18 protein-coding genes are annotated in these 19105 nt (G+C 71.0%); 16 read left to right on the forward strand and 2 right to left on the reverse strand.

Annotated features, from left to right (window positions below; genetic code table 11):
- Window positions 1-207: 207 nt before the first annotated feature.
- From pgsA to ACLJPL_RS26965, 16 genes are all read left to right on the forward strand, one after another.
- Window positions 208-939, forward strand: a complete 732-nt coding sequence (pgsA, locus tag ACLJPL_RS26890; protein ID WP_411083519.1) for a phosphatidylinositol phosphate synthase — start codon at window positions 208-210, stop codon at window positions 937-939.
- A complete protein-coding gene (locus ACLJPL_RS26895; protein ID WP_411083520.1) occupies window positions 936-1847 on the forward strand; it encodes a phosphatidylinositol mannoside acyltransferase in 912 nt (303 codons plus the stop codon). The genes pgsA and ACLJPL_RS26895 overlap by 4 nt, the downstream gene beginning before the upstream one ends.
- On the forward strand, window positions 1844-3004 hold the full coding sequence (locus tag ACLJPL_RS26900) for a glycosyltransferase family 4 protein (RefSeq protein ID WP_411083521.1): 1161 nt from the start codon (window positions 1844-1846) through the stop codon (window positions 3002-3004). Before ACLJPL_RS26895 ends, ACLJPL_RS26900 begins: the two co-directional genes overlap by 4 nt.
- A 280-nt stretch (window positions 3005-3284) precedes the next feature.
- Window positions 3285-3833, forward strand: a complete 549-nt coding sequence (locus ACLJPL_RS26905) for a hypothetical protein (RefSeq protein ID WP_411083522.1) — start codon at window positions 3285-3287, stop codon at window positions 3831-3833.
- Between the two features lie 250 nt (window positions 3834-4083).
- Window positions 4084-5004 carry a pyridoxal 5'-phosphate synthase lyase subunit PdxS gene (gene pdxS, locus ACLJPL_RS26910; protein ID WP_030574184.1) on the forward strand — a complete coding sequence of 307 codons (921 nt, stop codon included), beginning with the start codon at window positions 4084-4086 and terminating at the stop codon, window positions 5002-5004.
- A 6-nt stretch (window positions 5005-5010) separates the two neighbouring features.
- A complete protein-coding gene (gene pdxT / locus ACLJPL_RS26915; RefSeq protein ID WP_411083523.1) occupies window positions 5011-5604 on the forward strand; it encodes a pyridoxal 5'-phosphate synthase glutaminase subunit PdxT in 594 nt (197 codons plus the stop codon).
- A 61-nt stretch (window positions 5605-5665) separates the two neighbouring features.
- Window positions 5666-6418: a YebC/PmpR family DNA-binding transcriptional regulator gene (locus tag ACLJPL_RS26920; RefSeq protein WP_026242063.1), complete on the forward strand. Its 753-nt coding sequence runs from the start codon at window positions 5666-5668 to the stop codon at window positions 6416-6418.
- Between the two features lie 162 nt (window positions 6419-6580).
- Entirely contained in the window at window positions 6581-7195 is a 615-nt protein-coding gene (gene ruvC / locus ACLJPL_RS26925; RefSeq protein WP_411083524.1) for a crossover junction endodeoxyribonuclease RuvC, read from the forward strand.
- On the forward strand, window positions 7192-7818 hold the full coding sequence (ruvA, locus tag ACLJPL_RS26930) for a Holliday junction branch migration protein RuvA (RefSeq protein ID WP_411083525.1): 627 nt from the start codon (window positions 7192-7194) through the stop codon (window positions 7816-7818). Before ruvC ends, ruvA begins: the two co-directional genes overlap by 4 nt.
- Window positions 7819-7847: 29 nt before the next feature.
- Window positions 7848-8936, forward strand: a complete 1089-nt coding sequence (ruvB, locus tag ACLJPL_RS26935; RefSeq protein WP_411083526.1) for a Holliday junction branch migration DNA helicase RuvB — start codon at window positions 7848-7850, stop codon at window positions 8934-8936.
- A gap of 167 nt (window positions 8937-9103) precedes the next feature.
- Window positions 9104-9598: a preprotein translocase subunit YajC gene (yajC, locus tag ACLJPL_RS26940; protein WP_411083527.1), complete on the forward strand. Its 495-nt coding sequence runs from the start codon at window positions 9104-9106 to the stop codon at window positions 9596-9598.
- 240 nt (window positions 9599-9838) lie between these two features.
- Window positions 9839-11494 carry a protein translocase subunit SecD gene (gene secD / locus ACLJPL_RS26945; protein WP_411083634.1) on the forward strand — a complete coding sequence of 552 codons (1656 nt, stop codon included), beginning with the start codon at window positions 9839-9841 and terminating at the stop codon, window positions 11492-11494.
- 1 nt (window position 11495) lies between these two features.
- Window positions 11496-12590 carry a protein translocase subunit SecF gene (secF, locus tag ACLJPL_RS26950; RefSeq protein ID WP_411083528.1) on the forward strand — a complete coding sequence of 365 codons (1095 nt, stop codon included), beginning with the start codon at window positions 11496-11498 and terminating at the stop codon, window positions 12588-12590.
- Window positions 12587-13132 (forward strand): adenine phosphoribosyltransferase, encoded by a 546-nt coding sequence (locus tag ACLJPL_RS26955; protein WP_411083529.1) that lies wholly within the window; start codon window positions 12587-12589, stop codon window positions 13130-13132. The genes secF and ACLJPL_RS26955 overlap by 4 nt, the downstream gene beginning before the upstream one ends.
- 280 nt (window positions 13133-13412) lie before the next feature.
- A complete protein-coding gene (locus ACLJPL_RS26960; RefSeq protein ID WP_411083530.1) occupies window positions 13413-13859 on the forward strand; it encodes a hypothetical protein in 447 nt (148 codons plus the stop codon).
- 211 nt (window positions 13860-14070) lie between these two features.
- A complete protein-coding gene (locus tag ACLJPL_RS26965) occupies window positions 14071-16704 on the forward strand; it encodes a RelA/SpoT family protein (RefSeq protein WP_411083531.1) in 2634 nt (877 codons plus the stop codon).
- Between the two features lie 162 nt (window positions 16705-16866).
- On the opposite strand, the gene ACLJPL_RS26970 is transcribed toward ACLJPL_RS26965, so the two are convergent.
- Window positions 16867-18096: a DUF349 domain-containing protein gene (locus tag ACLJPL_RS26970; protein ID WP_411083532.1), complete on the reverse strand. Its 1230-nt coding sequence runs from the start codon at window positions 18094-18096 to the stop codon at window positions 16867-16869.
- 202 nt (window positions 18097-18298) lie between these two features.
- Window positions 18299-19105, reverse strand: a complete 807-nt coding sequence (locus ACLJPL_RS26975; protein ID WP_411083533.1) for a peptidylprolyl isomerase — start codon at window positions 19103-19105, stop codon at window positions 18299-18301.

Raw genomic sequence — 19105 nt, forward strand, 5'->3', positions numbered from 1 at the left:
CCATCGTGTGCGGCCCCGGACCGGACGGCCGACCAGTCCGGGGGGCGGCGGCCGCGGTGACATCCGGCGACGGTCCGATCCGGACGCCGAGGGTCCGGTGACACCCTGCGGGCGGGTGCCCGTCCGGTGGCGGGCACTCGGCGTGACTACGATGGGCCCGCCGGTGGCCGTAGGGGCCGCTCGGCCAACCGAACCCTCGGGAAAGCCATGCTGAACAAGTACGCGCGTGCATTTTTCACGCGTGTCCTCACACCGTTCGCCGCCCTGCTGCTCCGTCTCGGGGTCAGCCCCGACGCGGTCACTCTCATCGGCACGGCCGGAGTGATGGCGGGTGCGCTGGTCTTTTTCCCGATGGGGGAGTTCTTCTGGGGCACGATCGTCATCACGATCTTCGTCTTCTCCGACCTCGTCGACGGCAACATGGCCCGGCAGGCCGGGATCTCCAGCCGGTGGGGCGCGTTCCTCGACTCGACGCTGGACCGGGTCGCCGACGGGGCGATCTTCGCCGGCTTCGCCCTCTGGTACGCGGGCGGCGGCGACGACAACGTCCTGTGCGCCGTCTCGATCTTCTGCCTCGCCAGCGGCCAGGTGGTCTCGTACACCAAGGCGCGCGGTGAGTCGATCGGCCTGCCGGTCGCGGTGAACGGACTGGTGGAGCGCGCCGAACGCCTGGTCATCTCGCTGGTCGCCGCCGGCCTCGCCGGACTGCACGGCTTCGGCGTCCCCGGCATCGACGTCCTGCTGCCGATCGCGCTGTGGATCGTCGCCGCGGGCAGCCTGGTGACGCTGATCCAGCGCGTGGTGACCGTGCGCCGTGAGTCCGCCGAGGCCGACGCCGCGGCCGTCGCGGAAGCCCCGGCGGGCGCCCCGGGACAGGCCGACGCCGACGCGGAAGCCGCCGCCGGTCCGTCCGAGCACGGGAGCGGGGCCGACCGGTGAGCGCTCTCAAGGGCCGGATCACCGATGGCCTGTACGGGCTCGGCTGGGGCGCGGTGAAGAAGCTGCCCGAGCCCGTCGCCACGGCGCTCTTCCGCACGATCGCCGACCGGACCTGGAAGCGGCGCGGCAAGAGCGTGCTGCGGCTGGAGTCGAACCTCGCGCGGGTCGTGCCGGACGCGGGCCCGGAGCGGCTGGCCGAGCTGTCCAGGGCCGGGATGCGCTCGTACATGCGGTACTGGATGGAGTCGTTCCGGCTGCCGACCTGGACCCCGGAGCGCATCAGGGCGAGCATCGACGTCCAGGACGCCCACCACCTGACCGAGGGCCTGGACGCCGGCAACGGCGTGATCATCGCCCTGCCGCACCTGGGCAACTGGGACCTCGCCGGAGCCTGGGTCACCACCGACCTGAAGGTCCCCTTCACCACCGTCGCCGAACGGCTGGAGCCCGCGACCCTCTACGACCGGTTCGTCGCCTACCGCGAGGGCCTCGGCATGGAGGTCCTGCCGCACAGCGGCGGGGCGGCCTTCGGCACACTGGCCCGGCGGCTGCGCGCGGGCGGCCTGGTCTGCCTGGTCGCGGACCGGGACCTCTCCGCCTCGGGCGTGGAGGTGTCGTTCTTCGGCGCGACCGCCAGGATGCCGGCCGGCCCCGCGCTGCTCGCCCAGCAGACGGGCGCGCTGCTGCTGCCGGTGACCCTCTGGTACGACGGCACGCCGGTCATGGGGGCACGCGTCCACCCGGCGGTCGAGGCGCCGGAGGAAGGCACTCGCGCCGAGAAGACCGCCGCCATGACCCAGGCACTGGCCGACGCCTTCGCCGGCGGCATCGCGGAACATCCTCAGGACTGGCACATGCTCCAGAGGCTCTGGCTGGACGACCTGGACCCCCGGGGGGAACCCACGTGAAGATCGGCATCGTCTGCCCGTACTCCTGGGACGTACCGGGCGGTGTGCAGTTCCACATCCGGGACCTGGCCGAGCACCTCATCGGGCTCGGGCACACCGTCTCCGTGCTGGCCCCGGCCGACGACGAGACCCCGCTGCCGCGTTACGTCGTCTCGGCGGGCCGGGCCGTCCCCGTCCCGTACAACGGTTCCGTCGCCCGGCTGAACTTCGGGTTCCTCTCCGCCGCCCGGGTCCGCCGCTGGCTGCACGACGGCACCTTCGACGTGATCCACATCCACGAGCCGACCTCCCCGTCGCTCGGCCTGCTCGCCTGCTGGTCGGCGCAGGGCCCGATCGTGGCCACCTTCCACACCTCCAACCCGCGCTCCCGGGCGATGATCGCCGCGTACCCGATCCTCCAGCCCGCCCTGGAGAAGATCAGCGCGCGGATCGCGGTGAGCGAGTACGCCCGGCGCACGCTGGTCGAGCACCTGGGCGGTGACGCCGTGGTCATCCCGAACGGCGTCGACGTCGGCTTCTTCGCCGAGGCCGAGCCGAAGGCCGAGTGGCAGGGCCAGACCCTCGGCTTCATCGGCCGCATCGACGAACCCCGCAAGGGGCTGCCCGTCCTGATGAAGGCCCTGCCCGCGATCCTCGCCGCCCGCCCGGAGACCCGGCTGCTGGTCGCGGGGCGCGGGGACGAGGAGGAGGCGGTGGCATCCCTGCCGAAGGAGCTGCGCGAGCGGGTGGAGTTCCTCGGCATGGTCAGCGACGAGGACAAGGCCCGGCTGCTGCGCAGCGTCGACGTGTACGTGGCCCCGAACACCGGCGGCGAGAGCTTCGGCATCATCCTGGTCGAGGCGCTGTCGGCGGGGGCCCCGGTCCTCGCCAGCGACCTGGACGCCTTCGCACAGGTGCTGGATCAGGGCGCGGCGGGCGACCTGTTCGCCAACGAGGACGCGGACGCGCTGGCCGCCGCCGCGATCCGGCTGCTGGGCGACCCCGAGCGCCGGGCCGGACTGCGGGAGCGGGGCGAGGCCCACGTACGGCGCTTCGACTGGGCGACGGTGGGCGCGGACATCCTCGCGGTGTACGAGACGGTGACGGACGGGGCCGCGTCGGTGGCGGCGGACGAGCGGCCGGGGCTGCGGGCCCGGTTCGGGCTGGCGCGGGACTGAAGGGCTGGGCGCGTCCTGGCCGGCGCGGGACTGAGGGCGGGCGTGTCCGGGCCGGCGCGGGACTGAGGGCGGGCGTGTCCGGGTTGGCGCGGGACTGACGGGATGAAGCCCGGCCGGGGGGCCGGGCGCGCACCCGGCCTCATGTGCCTCACGCGTCTCGTGTGCCTCACGCGCCTCGTCTGAAGGGGCCGTCCGACGCGGCCGGGGGCCTCCGGCCGGAGGCGGGGCCGGGGCGGCCCGTTGGAAAGGGCGGGCCCCGGCGGCGGTAGCGTGTGCGACCGTGACCGTAACCCTCATCGTCTGGATCGTCGTCGCCCTCGTCGCGATCGGCGTGTACCTCAGCTGGACCGCCGGCCGGCTCGACCGCCTGCACTCCCGGATCGACGCCTCCCGCGCCGCACTCGACGCCCAGCTCCTGCGCCGCGCCTCGGTCACCCAGGAGCTCGCCACCTCCGGCGTCCTGGACCCGGCCGCCTCCATCGTCCTGTACGAGGCCGCGCACGCCGCCCGGCAGGCCGAGGAAGACCACCGCGAGGTCGCCGAGAGCGAGCTCAGCACCGCCCTGCGCGCGGTGTTCGGCGAACCGGCCCAGGTGGAAGCGGTGAAGGAGGTCCCCGGCGGGGAGGAGGCGGCCACCGAACTGGCCGCCGCCGTACGCCGCGTACCGATGGCCCGTCGCTTCCACAACGACTCCGTGCGCGCCGCCCGGGCGCTGCGCCGGCACCGTACCGTACGGCTGTTCCGGCTGGCCGGGCACGCGCCCTTCCCGCTCGCCTTCGAGATGGACGACGCCCCGCCGGTGGCGCTCGCGGACCGCCCGGGAACCTGAGGAGGCCGGGGAACCGGGAACCCGGGACGGCCGAGGGACCGGGGACCCGAGACAGCCGGGGGACCGGGAGCCCGAGACGGCCGGAGAGCGGGAACCTGAGACGGCCGGAGACCGGGAGCCCGGGACGGCCGGGGAGCGGATACGGGGCCAAAACGATCCACGGCCTCCCTATTGGCCCTTGCTGTGGACTGGTCCCACAGCGTTTCCTCAGGGGCGCAGTATCCAGCGTCTTTTCACCGAGTGAGGTTCCGTGTCCACGCTTCCCAGCACCCCGCAGTCCGCCGAGTCCCCCGCCATCGGCACCGCCCGCGTCAAGCGCGGCATGGCCGAGCAGCTCAAGGGCGGCGTGATCATGGACGTCGTCGACGCCGAGCAGGCGAAGATCGCCGAGGACGCGGGCGCCGTGGCCGTCATGGCCCTGGAGCGGGTGCCCGCCGACATCCGCAAGGACGGCGGCGTGGCCCGGATGTCCGACCCCAACATGATCGAGGAGATCATCGGGGCCGTCTCCATCCCCGTCATGGCCAAGTCCCGCATCGGCCACTTCGTCGAGGCCCAGGTCCTCCAGTCCCTCGGCGTCGACTACATCGACGAGTCCGAGGTCCTCACCCCGGCCGACGAGGTCAACCACAGCGACAAGTTCGCCTTCACCACCCCCTTCGTCTGCGGCGCCACCAACCTGGGCGAGGCCCTGCGCCGCATCGCCGAGGGCGCGGCCATGATCCGCTCGAAGGGCGAGGCCGGCACCGGCAACGTCGTCGAGGCCGTCCGCCACCTGCGCCAGATCAAGAACGAGATCGCCCGTCTGCGCGGCTTCGACAACAACGAGCTGTACGCCGCCGCCAAGGACCTGCGCGCCCCCTACGAGCTGGTCAAGGAGGTCGCCGAGCTCGGCAAGCTGCCGGTCGTGCTGTTCTCCGCCGGTGGCGTGGCCACCCCGGCCGACGCCGCGCTGATGCGCCAGCTCGGCGCCGAGGGCGTCTTCGTCGGCTCCGGCATCTTCAAGTCCGGCGACCCGGCCAAGCGCGCCGCCGCCATCGTGAAGGCCACCACCTTCTACGACGACCCGAAGGTCATCGCGGACGCCTCCCGCAACCTGGGCGAGGCCATGGTCGGCATCAACTGCGACACCCTGCCCGAGTCCGAGCGCTACGCCAACCGCGGCTGGTAACCACTGATGAGCGACACCCCTGTGATCGGCGTCCTCGCACTCCAGGGCGACGTACGGGAACACCTGATCGCCCTGGCCTCGGCGGACGCCCTGGCCAGGCCGGTCCGGCGTCCCGAGGAGCTCGCCGAGGTCGACGGCCTGGTCATCCCGGGCGGCGAATCCACCACCATATCCAAACTGGCGGTCCTCTTCGGCATGATGGAGCCGCTGCGCGAGCGGGTGCGGGCCGGGATGCCGGTCTACGGCACCTGCGCCGGGATGATCCTGCTGGCCGAGAAGATCCTCGACCCGCGCTCGGGCCAGGAGACCGTCGGCGGCATCGACATGATCGTCCGCCGCAACGCCTTCGGCCGGCAGAACGAGTCCTTCGAGGCCGCGGTCGAGGTCGACGGGATCGACGGCGGCCCGGTGGAGGGCGTGTTCATCCGCGCCCCCTGGGTGGAGTCGGTCGGGGCCGAGGCCGAGGTCATCGCCGAGCACGGCGGCCACATCGTGGCCGTTCGGCAGCGCAATGCCCTCGCCACGTCGTTCCATCCCGAACTGACCGGCGACCATCGCGTGCACGCTCTGTTCGTGGACATGGTGCGCGCGGTGAAGTGAGTGGACCCCGGTAGGATCTCTCGGGTTCGACTCGATTTTGGTGACGCGAAGGAGAAGGCAGATGTCCGGCCACTCTAAATGGGCTACGACGAAGCACAAGAAGGCCGTGATTGACGCCAAGCGCGGCAAGCTCTTCGCGAAGCTGATCAAGAACATCGAGGTCGCCGCGCGCTCCGGCGGCGTGGACCCCGATGGAAACCCGACCCTCGTCGACGCCATCCAGAAGGCGAAGAAGAGCTCCGTCCCGAACAAGAACATCGACTCCGCGGTCAAGCGCGGCGGCGGTCTCGAAGCGGGCGGCGCCGACTACGAGACGATCATGTACGAGGGTTACGGCCCCAACGGTGTCGCGGTGCTCATCGAGTGCCTCACCGACAACCGCAACCGCGCCGCCTCCGACGTACGCGTGGCGATGACCCGGAACGGCGGCTCGATGGCCGACCCGGGCTCCGTCTCGTACCTCTTCAACCGCAAGGGCGTCGTCATCGTCCCCAAGGGCGAGCTGGGCGAGGACGACGTCCTCGGCGCGGTCCTCGACGCGGGCGCCGAGGAGGTCAACGACCTCGGCGAGACCTTCGAGGTGGTCAGCGAGGCCACCGACATGGTCGCGGTGCGCACGGCGCTCCAGGAGGCGGGCATCGACTACGACTCCGCCGAGGCCAACTTCCTGCCGACCATGCAGGTCGAGCTGGACGAAGAGGGCGCGCGCAAGATCTTCAAGCTCATCGACGCGCTGGAGGACAGCGACGACGTGCAGAACGTCTTCGCCAACTTCGACGTGTCCGACGAGGTCATGGAGAAGGTCGACGCCTGAGGCGCGGCCGGCACAGCCCGGTACGACGTGACGACGGGCCGACGGGGACACACCCCGTCGGCCCGTCGTCCTGTCGGTTGCGACGGTTTGTCAGTGCGAGCCGATAGCCTGCGGGAACAGATGAACGAGTGGGCAGGGCGAGCAGCGAGGACAGGGGGCTCCATGCGGGTTCTGGGCATCGACCCGGGGCTGACCCGGTGCGGCGTCGGCGTGGTCGAAGGGGTCGCGGGCCGCCCGCTGACCATGATCGGCGTCGGCGTCGTGCGCACCCCGTCCGACGCGGAGCTCGGCGACCGGCTCGTCGCCATCGAGCGCGGCATAGAGCAGTGGCTCGACGAGCACTCCCCGGGTTACGTGGCGGTGGAGCGGGTCTTCGCCCAGCACAACGTCCGTACGGTGATGGGCACCGCCCAGGCCAGCGCGGTGGCCATGCTCTGCGCCGCCCGCCGCGGCATCCCGGTCGCCCTGCACACGCCCAGCGAGGTCAAGGCCGCCGTCACCGGATCGGGCCGCGCGGAGAAGGCACAGGTCGGAGCCATGGTGACCCGGCTGCTCAGGCTGGACGCGCCCCCCAAGCCCGCCGACGCCGCCGACGCCCTCGCGCTCGCCATCTGCCACATCTGGCGCGCCCCCGCGCAGAACCGGCTCCAGCAGGCGGTCGCCGCCCACCGCACACCGGGCGCGTCCCGTACGCAGCCGCCGCCCGGCATCTCCCGTACGCCCGGCGCATCGCGCACGCCCCGCACGTCCCGCACGCTGAAAGGCCCCGCCGCATGATCGCCTTCGTCTCCGGCCCGGTGGCCGCGCTCGCCCCGACCACGGCCGTCATCGAGGTCGGCGGCATCGGCATGGCCCTCCAGTGCACCCCGCAGACCCTGGCCGGCCTGCGCATCGGCCAGGAGGCCAAGCTCGCCGCCTCCCTCGTCGTCCGGGAGGACTCCCTCACGCTGTACGGCTTCGCCGACGACGACGAGCGACAGGTCTTCGAACTGCTCCAGACCGCCAGCGGCGTCGGCCCCCGCCTCGCCCAGGCGATGCTGGCCACCCACAGTCCCGACGCACTGCGCCTGGCCGTCTCCACCGGTGACGAGAAGGCCCTCACGGCCGTCTCCGGCATCGGGAAGAAGGGCGCGCAGAAGCTGCTCCTGGAGCTCAAGGACCGGCTCGGCGAACCGGTCGGCGCGCACATCGGCCAGCAGGGCATCGGCACGCCCGTCACCTCCGGCTGGCGCGACCAGCTCCAGGCCGCGCTCATCGGCCTCGGCTACGCCACCCGCGAGGCCGACGAGGCGGTCGGCGCCGTCGCCCCGCAGGCCGAGGCGGCCGTCGCCGAGGGCGTCGCACCCCCCGTGCCGCAGTTGCTGCGGGCCGCCCTCCAGACCCTCAACCGCGCACGCTGACCGGCGCCGAACCACCGAAGAGGCCCTTGATGAACCCGGACGCGACCGGACCCGAGACCGACGAGCCGACCGGCCCGGTCCTCGACGACCGGCTGGTCGACGCCGGCCACCTCGACGGCGAGGACACCGCCGTCGAGGCGGCGCTGCGCCCCAAGGACCTGGACGAGTTCGTCGGCCAGGAGAAGGTCCGCGAACAGCTCGACCTGGTCCTCAAGGCGGCCCGCGCCCGGGGCGCCACCGCCGACCACGTGCTGCTCTCCGGGGCCCCCGGCCTCGGCAAGACGACCCTCTCGATGATCATCGCGGCGGAGATGAACGCCCCGATCCGCATCACCTCGGGCCCCGCCATCCAGCACGCCGGCGACCTCGCGGCGATCCTCTCCTCCCTCCAGGAGGGCGAGGTCCTCTTCCTCGACGAGATCCACCGCATGTCGCGGCCCGCCGAGGAGATGCTCTACATGGCGATGGAGGACTTCCGCGTCGACGTGATCGTCGGCAAGGGCCCCGGCGCCACCGCTATCCCGCTCGAACTGCCGCCGTTCACCCTGGTCGGGGCCACCACGAGGGCCGGACTCCTGCCGCCCCCGCTGCGCGACCGCTTCGGCTTCACCGGCCACATGGAGTTCTACGCCCCCACCGAGCTGGAGCGCGTCATCCACCGCTCCGCCCGCCTCCTGGACGTCGGCATCGACGTGGAGGGCGCCGCCGAGATCGCCGGACGCTCCCGGGGCACCCCCCGTATCGCCAACCGCCTGCTGCGCCGCGTCCGGGACTACGCCCAGGTCAAGGCGGAGGGCACGATCGACCGGACCATCGCGGCGGCGGCCCTCAAGGTGTACGAGGTTGACGCGCGCGGACTCGATCGGCTGGACCGCGCGGTGCTCGGCGCGCTGCTGAAACTGTTCGGCGGCGGCCCGGTCGGCCTGTCCACCCTCGCGGTCGCCGTGGGGGAGGAGCGCGAGACCGTCGAGGAGGTCGCCGAACCCTTCCTCGTACGGGAAGGACTGCTGGCCAGGACGCCGCGCGGCCGTGTGGCCACCCCCGCCGCCTGGGCCCATCTGGGACTGATCCCGCCGCAGCACGGCGCAAAGGGACAACAGGGCCTGTTCGGGGCGTGATGCGTCACAGGTTGGCCACCTGCGGAACCGGGGTGCCATGCTGGGCGTTGTTCCATCGATGCGGACTCGCTTAGACTCCGCCGATGCCGCCCTTAACGGTCGGTGTACCCACCCCCGTATATAACAGGCCGCATTCCAGCGCGGTCGTGCGAAGGAATTCCCGTCCCGTGGATATCTTGACTCTTCTCCCCTTCATCGTGCTCATCGGGGCCATGTTCCTGATGACCCGCTCCGCCAAGAAGAAGCAGGCGGCGGCCGCGCAGATGCGCAACGACATGCAGCCCGGCACCGGTGTCCGGACGATCGGGGGCATGTACGCGACCGTCAAGGAAGTCCACGACGACACCGTTCTCCTCGAGGTCGCCCCCGGCGTGCACGCCATCTACGCGAAGAACGCGATCGGCGCCGTCCTCGACGACGCCGAGTACAACCGCATCGTGCACGGCGACGACGAGTTGGAGACCGACACGCCGGTCGTCCCCGACGACGCCTCCTCGCTGACGGCCGCGGACGACACCCCGGACGACGGCAAGCTCAACCTCTCCAAGAGCGACACGGCCGACGAGGCCGGGTCCACGGACGCCACCGACGTCAAGGACGCCGCGGACGCCGAGGACGCGCAGACCAAGGACCGCAAGGCAGACGGCGGCGACGCGAAGTAGCCGCACCGGGGACTGCCGGCCGCTTGTCGGCTCCGGCAGTCCCCGGCCGTGCCGACTTTACGGGGGGCCGCTCCCCACAACACTTCGTGGCCGCCTTGGTGCACACTGCGTGCCGGCGGTTGGACAGGGAGAAACGAGAAGGTGGCAGCTAAGAAGGGCCGGAAGCCTACGGCGTCACAGGGCAGGCCCTGGCGCGCTCTGGCACTGATCGTCATCGTCATGGTGGCGCTGACCGGGGGAATGTTCCTCTCCGGCAAGACGACCCCCCGCCTGGGGATCGACCTCGCGGGCGGTACGAGCATCACGCTCAAGGCCAAGAGCGAGGCGGGCAAGCCCGACGCGATCAACCCGACCAACATGAACACCGCCGTCAGCATCATCGAGCGGCGCGTCAACGGTCTGGGCGTCTCCGAGGCGGAGGTGCAGACGCAGGGCCGCGAGCACATCATCGTGAACATCCCCAAGGGGACCAACGATGAGCAGGCGCGGGAGCAGGTCGGCACCACGGCGCAGCTCTACTTCCGGCAGGTGCTGGCCGTGGCCGGCGCGACGCCGGAGCCGGGGACCGGCAGCGGTTCCCCGACCCCCGCTCCGAGCGGCAAGAGCGGTGAGGGGGACAAGCCGTCCGGCTCCGCCACCCCGTCCGCGACCGCTGAGCCGACCCCTTCGGCCTCCGCCACCACGCAGGGCCGTGCGGTGCCCGGCGCCGTCACGAAGGACGAGACCCCCTCGCCCTCCGCATCGGCGTCCGGCAAGCCCGACGCCTCCCCGAGCCCCGACCCCTCGGCCTCGGCCGCTACCTCCGAGCTGGAGAAGAAGTTCGCCGCGCTCGAGTGCAAGCCGGGCGAGGAGCAGTCCGACGAACCGGCCGCCAAGCCGGACGAGCCCACGGTCGCCTGTAGTGTCGAGGGCGACGCCAAGTACATTCTCGGCCCGGCCGAGGTGGAGGGCACGGACGTCAAGGACGCCAAGGGCGTGTTCGACCCCCAGCGCGGGATCTGGATCGTCCAGCTGGGCTTCACGGACAAGGGTGCGAAGAAGTTCGCCACCACCACGGGCAAGCTCGCCACCCAGCAGGCCCCGCAGAACCAGTTCGCGATCACGCTCGACGGCCGGGTCCAGTCCGCGCCCTCGGTCAGCACCACCATCGCGAACGGCAGCGCGGAGATCTCCGGCAGCTTCAACCGGGAGAGCGCCCAGGACCTGGCGAACATCCTCTCCTACGGAGCCCTGCCGCTGGCCTTCTCGGAGGACAGCGTCACCACCGTCACCGCCGCGCTCGGCAGCGAGCAGCTGAAGGCCGGTCTGATCGCCGGCGCCATCGGTCTCGCCCTGGTCATCATCTACCTGGTGGCCTACTACCGCGGTCTGGCTCTGATCGCCCTGGTCAGCCTGCTGGTCTCCGGAATCCTCACCTACACGATCATGGTGTTGCTGGGCGAGGCCATCAACTTCGCGCTCAACCTGCCCGCGGTCTGCGGGGCGATCGTGGCCATCGGCATCACAGCGGACTCGTTCATCGTCTACTTCGAACGCATCCGTGACGAGATCCGCGAGGGGCGCACGCTCCGCCCGGCGGTCGAGCGCGCCTGGCCGCGTGCCCGCCGCACGATCCTGGTGTCGGACTTCGTCTCCTTCCTCGCCGCCGCCGTGCTCTTCCTGGTCACGGTCGGCAAGGTGCAGGGCTTCGCCTTCACCCTGGGCCTGACCACGCTGCTGGACGTCGTCGTGGTCTTCCTCTTCACCAAGCCGGTGATGACGCTCATGGCGCGTACGAAGTTCTTCTCGGGCGGCCACCCCTGGTCCGGTCTCGACCCGCAGCGTCTGGGCGTCCAGCCGCCGCTGCGGCGCACCCGCCGTGCCGCCCCTGCTCCTCTCGACACTAAGGAGGCGTGAGATGTCGCGACTCGGCAACCTCGGTGCCAGGCTCTACAACGGTGAAGTCGGCTACGACTTCATCGGCAAGCGGATGATCTGGTACGGCGTCTCCATCCTGATCACGATCACGGCCGTCATCGGCCTGGCCGTCCAGGGCCTCAACATGGGCATCGAGTTCAAGGGCGGTGCGGTCTTCACCACCCAGAAGGTGGACGTGTCCGTCGCCGACGCGACGGCCGCCGCCGAATCGGTCTCCGAGCACATCCCGCTGGTCCAGGGACTGGGCAACGGCGGTGTGCGCATCCAGATCAGCGGCGTGGGCACCCAGGAGGCCAACGAGGTCCAGAAGGGCCTCGCCGAGGCCCTGGACATCCCCGCCTCCCAGATCAACGCCGACCTGGTGGGCCCCAGTTGGGGTGCCCAGATCGCCAACAAGGCGTGGACGGGCCTAGGGATCTTCATGATCCTGGTGGTGATCTATCTGGCCATCGCCTTCGAGTGGCGCATGGCCGTGGCGGCCCTGATCGCCCTGATCCACGACATCACCATCACGGTGGGGATCTACGTCCTGGTCGGCTTCGAGGTCACCGTGGGGACGGTGATCGGTCTGCTGACCATTCTCGGATACTCGCTCTACGACACGGTGGTGGTCTTCGACTCGCTCAAGGAGGGGCAGAAGGGCGTCACCAAGCAGACGCGCTTCACCTACAGCGAGATCGCGAACCGCAGCATCAACAGCACGCTGGTGCGTTCCATCAACACCACGGTCGTCGCCCTGCTGCCGGTCGCCGGCCTGCTCTTCATCGGCGGCGGCTTCCTGGGCGCGGGCATGCTGAACGACATCTCGCTGTCGCTGTTCGTCGGCCTCGCCGCCGGCGCCTACTCGTCCATCTTCATCGCCACTCCGCTCGTCGCCGACCTCAAGGAGCGCGACCCGCAGATAAAGGCGCTGCGGCAGCGGGTGCTCGCCAAGCGTGCGGCAGCCGGCGCCAGGGACGAGTCGGCCGGGTCCGGAGAGGGCTCCGGACGGGACGACCAGGACGACGAACCCCGCGAGGCGGGTGTCGGCTCTCCGGGCCGTCACCGGGGCCAGGGATCGGACAAGCGCCGATGACGGTCGAGGTTTCCAGGGACCTCCTGCTGAGCCGCATCCGGGACGTCGCCGACTACCCGAAGCCCGGGGTGCTGTTCAAGGACATCACCCCGCTGCTCGCGGACCCGGTCGCCTTCGCCGCGCTGACGGACACCCTGACCGAGCTGTGCCTCAGGCACGGGGCGACGAAGGTCGCGGGCCTGGAGGCGCGCGGCTTCATCCTGGCCGCGCCGGTCGCCGTCCGGGCCGGTCTCGGCTTCATCCCGTTCCGCAAGGCCGGCAAGCTCCCCGGCGCAACGCTGTCCCAGAGCTACGAGCTGGAGTACGGCGTCGCCGAGATCGAGGTGCACGCCGAGGACGTCGGTCCGGGCGACCGGGTGATGCTCATCGACGACGTGCTGGCCACCGGCGGCACCGCCGGGGCGTCGCTGGACCTCGTCCGCCGGGCCGGTGCGGAGCCGGCCGGTCTGGCCGTGCTGATGGAGCTGGGCTTCCTCGGCGGCCGGGGGCGGGTGGAGCCGAAGCTCGCGGGCGCGCCGCTGGAGGCGTTGATCTCGCTCTGACGTCCGGTTCCGGCCATCGACCGAAGGCCGCGGCCGTAAGCCGTAGCAGATGCAATGAGTAGGCGAGAAGAGGGCTGCGGGTCTTGGACCCGCAGCCCTCTTCCGTGTTCTCCACCCCTCTGAGCTGCTGCTTTCCATGTCGGACGCGGCACGGTGAGCCCTTGCTCTAAACGTTCGTTCGATTGGCTGGGATGTTGCTGGTGGGAACGAAGTGACGGTTGTTAAATCTGAGGCGACCACCCCCGCGAGGGGGCGTACGTGTACCAAAAGGGGAAAGCCTATGAAGATCTCGCACAAGATCGCCACGGGGGCCGTCGCCCTCATGTCCGCCGCGGCACTGTCGGGGGCGACCGCCCCGGCGATCGCGACGCCGCAGACCAAGGCCCCGCAGAGCGCGACGCCGACGACGGCCAAGGAGACGACGGTCGAGCTCGCGGCTGCCTGTCCCGGCAAGTGGAAGAAGGCCGGTGGCATCCCGCGCAAGTGGAGCACCGCCAAGGACAAGCAGTGCTCCATCTTCGGCCGCCCGGGCTACAAGGCGGTGTACCAGTGGAGCGCCGTTCGCGGGAAGCCGTGCATCATGGTCCTCGGCTTCGACAGCAAGGGCCGCGACAAGTGGCACAAGGCCGGTTGCGGCGCGAAGGGCGCCATCAAGGTGCCGTGGGGCAACGTGGCCGCCAACAAGACCATCAAGATCAAGGGCGCCTCGCTCATCGAGTGGCGCTAGGACCCCACGTGCCGTCCCGGTGACCCGAGGGGCCTGACCAGCTTCCGCCGGGACCGGGACCGGGACGGCGTACAGGGGGACGATCACGAAAGCGGGCGCCGGACCTGTTCCGGCGCCCGCTTTCCCGTTCCCCGTCACCGGAGCGCGAGGCGGGCACGGGGATCGTTACCATGGGCTCTCCGGGTACCCCGGATCCGCACGAGGAGCGCTCTTGCCAGACGAGGCCCAGTCAGCCGCCGCCCCGCAGCCCGACAAGCCCGCGGCGGCCCCCGCCACGCCCCGGAAGGCCGCGCCCTCGAACGCGCCGGAGCCCGCGCCCCCGGACCCCGCCGCCGGCTCCGCGCGCCCCCCGGCCGACGCGCCCGCTGCGAAGCCCGCCGAGCCCACGAAACCGGCCACGCCCGCGAGCCCGCCCGCCAAGGCCCCGGAGAAGCCCAAGCCCTCGACGGACGCCCCGCCGCCGAAGCCCCCGGCCCCGACACCGCCTGCCCCCACGCCCCCGGCCCCCGTGAAGCCCGCCGTCCCGGCCGGTTCCGCGCCCCGTTCCGGCGGCTCCTCCAACCGGGTGCGGGCCCGCCTCGCGCGTCTGGGCGTCCAGCGCTCCAGCCCGTACAACCCGGTGCTCGAACCCCTGCTGCGTACGGTCCGGGGCAACGACCCCAAGATCGAGACGGCCACGCTCCGCCAGATCGAGCGCGCCTACCAGGTGGCCGAGCGCTGGCACCGCGGCCAGAAGCGCAAGAGCGGCGACCCCTACATCACGCACCCGCTCGCCGTCACCACCATCCTGGCCGAGCTGGGCATGGACCCGGCCACCCTGATGGCCGGGCTGCTGCACGACACCGTCGAGGACACCGAGTACGGGCTCGACACCCTGCGCCGCGAGTTCGGCGACCAGGTCGCGCTGCTCGTCGACGGCGTCACCAAGCTGGACAAGGTCAAGTTCGGCGAGGCCGCGCAGGCCGAGACCGTACGCAAGATGGTCGTCGCCATGGCCAAGGACCCCCGGGTCCTGGTCATCAAGCTCGCGGACCGGCTCCACAACATGCGCACCATGCGCTACCTGAAGCGGGAGAAGCAGGAGAAGAAGGCCCGCGAGACGCTGGAGATCTACGCCCCGCTGGCGCACCGGCTGGGCATGAACACCATCAAGTGGGAGCTGGAGGACCTCGCCTTCGCGATCCTCTACCCCAAGATGTACGACGAGATCGTCCGGCTCGTCGCGGAGCGGGCCCCCAAGCGCGACGAATACCTCGCCATAGTGACCGACGAGGTCCAGTCCGACCTGCGCGCCGCCCGCATCAAGGCCACCGTCACCGGCCGGCCCAAGCACTACTACAGCGTCTACCAGAAGATGATCGTACGAGGCCGCGACTTCGCGGAGATCTACGACCTGGTGGGCATTCGCGTCCTCGTCGATACGGTCCGCGACTGCTACGCGGCGCTCGGCACCGTCCACGCCCGGTGGAACCCGGTGCCCGGGCGGTTCAAGGACTACATCGCGATGCCCAAGTTCAACATGTACCAGTCGCTGCACACCACGGTGATCGGTCCCAGCGGCAAGCCCGTCGAGCTCCAGATCCGTACGTTCGACATGCACCGCCGCGCCGAGTACGGCATCGCCGCGCACTGGAAGTACAAGCAGGAGGCCGTCGCGGGCGCCTCCAAGGTGCGCACCGACGTCCCCAAGAACACCGGGCGCGGCCAGGACACCGTCAACGACATGGCGTGGCTGCGCCAGCTCCTGGACTGGCAGAAGGAGACCGAGGACCCCAGCGAGTTCCTGGAGTCCCTGCGCTTCGACCTCTCGCGCAACGAGGTCTTCGTCTTCACGCCGAAGGGCGACGTGATAGCGCTGCCCGCCGGTGCGACGCCCGTCGACTTCGCGTACGCCGTCCACACCGAGGTCGGCCACCGGACCATAGGGGCACGGGTCAACGGGCGGCTCGTCCCGCTCGAATCGACGCTCGACAACGGCGACCTGGTGGAGGTCTTCACCTCCAAGGCGGCCGGCGCCGGGCCCTCCCGCGACTGGCTCGGCTTCGTCAAGTCGCCGCGCGCCCGCAACAAGATCCGCGCCTGGTTCTCCAAGGAGCGCCGCGACGAGGCCATCGAGCAGGGCAAGGACGCCATCGCGCGGGCCATGCGCAAGCAGAACCTGCCGATCCAGCGCATCCTGACCGGCGACTCCCTGGTCACCCTCGCCCACGAGATGCGCTACCCCGACATCTCCTCGCTGTACGCGGCGATCGGCGAGGGCCATGTCGCGGCGGCCGGCGTCGTGCAGAAGCTGGTGCAGGCCCTCGGCGGCCACGACGAGGCCAACGAGGACCTGGCCGAGTCCACCCCGCCCTCGCACGGCCGCAGCAAGCGCCGCGCCAACGCGGACCCCGGCGTCGTCGTCAAGGGCGTCGAGGACGTCTGGGTCAAGCTGGCCCGCTGTTGTACGCCCGTCCCCGGCGACCCGATCATCGGCTTCGTCACCCGGGGCAGCGGCGTCTCCGTGCACCGCGCCGACTGCGTCAACGTGGAGTCGCTCTCGCAGCAGCCCGAGCGGATCCTCGAAGTGGAGTGGGCCCCCACCCAGTCCTCGGTCTTCCTGGTCGCCATCCAGGTCGAGGCGCTGGACCGCTCCCGGCTGCTCTCCGACGTCACCCGGATCCTCTCCGACCAGCACGTCAACATCCTGTCGGCGGCCGTGCAGACCTCCCGCGACCGGGTGGCCATCTCGCGCTTCACCTTCGAGATGGGCGACCCCAAGCACCTGGGCCACGTCCTGAAGGCCGTACGCGGGGTGGAGGGCGTCTACGACGTCTACCGGGTCACCTCGGCCCGCAGGCCGTAGGAACGATGAAGAGACGGCAAGAGCGGCGAAAAGACCGTATGGGCGATGAAAGGCTGTAAAGGCAGCTGAACGGTCGTAGGAAAGCAACGAAAGTCGTAAGAAAGCAACGAAAAAGGGGGCCCGGTCACGCGATGCGCACCGGGCCCCCTCCCACACGCTCGGTCAGCCGCCGAACTCCTCCAGGCCCTTGAGCGCCTGGTCCAGCAGCGCCTGACGGCCCTCCAGCTCCTTGGCCAGCTTGTCCGCGCGGGCGTTGTTGCCCTGGGCGCGCGCGGTGTCGATCTGGCCGCGCAGCTTGTCCACGGCCGCCTGGAGCTGACCGGTCAGGCCCTCGGCGCGGGCCCGCGCCTCCGGGTTCGTCCGGCGCCACTCGGACTCCTCGGACTCCTGGAGCGCCCGCTCCACCGCCTGCATCCGGCCCTCGACCTTCGGGCGGGCGTCACGCGGTACGTGGCCGATGGCCTCCCAGCGCTCGTTGAGGGACCGGAACGCGGCACGGGCCGCCTTCAGGTCCTTCACCGGCACCAGCTTCTCGGCCTCGGCTGCGAGCTCCTCCTTGAGCTTGAGGTTCTCGCCCTGCTCGGCGTCGCGCTCGGCGAAGACCTCGCTGCGGGCGGCGAAGAAGACGTCCTGGGCGCCGCGGAAACGGTTCCAGAGGTCGTCCTCGGCCTCGCGCTGGGCGCGGCCCGCCGCCTTCCACTCGGTCATCAGGTCGCGGTAACGCGCGGCCGTGGGCACCCAGTCCGTGGAGCCGGACAGCGCCTCGGCCTCGGTGACCAGCTTCTCCTTGGCCTTGCGGGCGTCCTCGCGCTGGGCGTCCAGCGCGGCGAAGTGGGCCTTGCGCCGCTTGGAGAACGCCGAGCGCGCGTGCGAGAAGCGGTGCCACAGCTCGTCGTCCGACTTGCGGTCCAGGCGGGGGAGACCCTTCCAGGTGTCCACCAGCGCCCGCAGCCGCTCACCGGCCGACCGCCACTGCTCGCTCTGCGCCAGCTCCTCCGCCTCGGCGACCAGCGCCTCCTTGGCGTGCTTGGCCTCGTCGGTCTGCTTGGCCTTGAGGAGCTTGCGCTCCTCGCGGCGCGCCTCGACCGTCGCCACGAGCGCGTCCAGCCGCTTGCGGAGCGCGTCCAGGTCGCCCACCGCGTGGTGCTCGTCGACCTGCTGCCGCAGATGGTCGATCGCGGCGGTCGCGTCCTTCGCCGACAGGTCGGTGGTCTTCACCCGCCGTTCGAGGAGGCCGATCTCGACCACAATGCCGTCGTACTTGCGCTCGAAATAGGCCAGAGCCTCCTCGGGGGAACCGGCCTGCCACGATCCGACGACCTGCTCGCCATCGGCTGTACGCACGTACACGGTGCCCGTCTCGTCGACGCGGCCCCACGGGTCGCTGCTCACAGCGCCTCCTCCACCTGATGCCTGCGAGGGGGTTCACCCCCCGGGCATCGTCCACAGTTTCCTCGGGCGGGCCTCGCCCGCCCTGCACAACGTCAATCTAGGCGACCGGCCGCCCGGCTGTCCGCACTCAGCGCGGCCGAAATTATCCGCTCCCGCCCGGCCGCTCCGGGGCGGAGCCCGCCCGGGCGGGAGCGGAGGCGGATCAGTCCTTCTTCACGGTCGCCTTCTCGATCTTCACGGCCTTCTTCGGCTCGCCCTGGTCCGCACCGCCCTCGACGCCCGCCGCCGCGACCTTCTGCACGGCCTTGAGCGAGGCGTCGTCCAGCGTGCCGAACGGGGTGTAGGTGGGCGGGAGCTTCGTCTCCTTGTAGACCATGAAGAACTGGCTGCCGCCGGACCCCGGCTGGCCGGTATTGGCCATCGCCACCATGCCCGCGGGGAACGTCGCGTACCCGTCCTTGTCCGTCTTGCCGTGCGCGTCCAGGTTCTCGTCGGGGATGTTGTAGCCGGGGCCGCCCGAGCCGTCGCCCTTCGGGTCGCCGCACTGGAGGACGAAGATGCCCGTGCCCTCCATGGTGAGCCGGTGGCACTTCGTCCCGTCGAAGTAGCCCTTGTCGGCCAGCGCCTTGAAGGAGTTGGTCGTGTGCGGGGTCTTCGCCGCGTCCATCGAGAACGTCAGGTCGCCCTGGCTCGTGGCGAGCGACATCGTGTACGCGGCCTTCTTGTCGATCTTCATCGGCGGCTCGGGGGCCTTGCTCTCGCTCTGGGCCTCCGAGGGCGTCGGCTCCGGGCTCTGACTCGCGGCCGTGTCGTTCTTCTTCTTGTCGTCGTCGCCGATCTTGTCCGCAAGCACGAACGCGCTGACGCCCGCGACCGCGGTCACGGCCACCGCCGCGACAACGATCGCCGTGATGCGCGTGGTCCTGCGGCGCGCCTCCTCCCGGCGACTCTGCTGGCGCTCGAACTTCTCCCGGGCGAGCTGCCGTCGCCGCTGTTCGCTGCTGGACAC

The sequence above is a fragment of the Streptomyces sp. cmx-18-6 genome (genome assembly GCF_046548915.1).
In the GTDB taxonomy this organism is placed as follows: Bacteria; Actinomycetota; Actinomycetes; order Streptomycetales; family Streptomycetaceae; genus Streptomyces.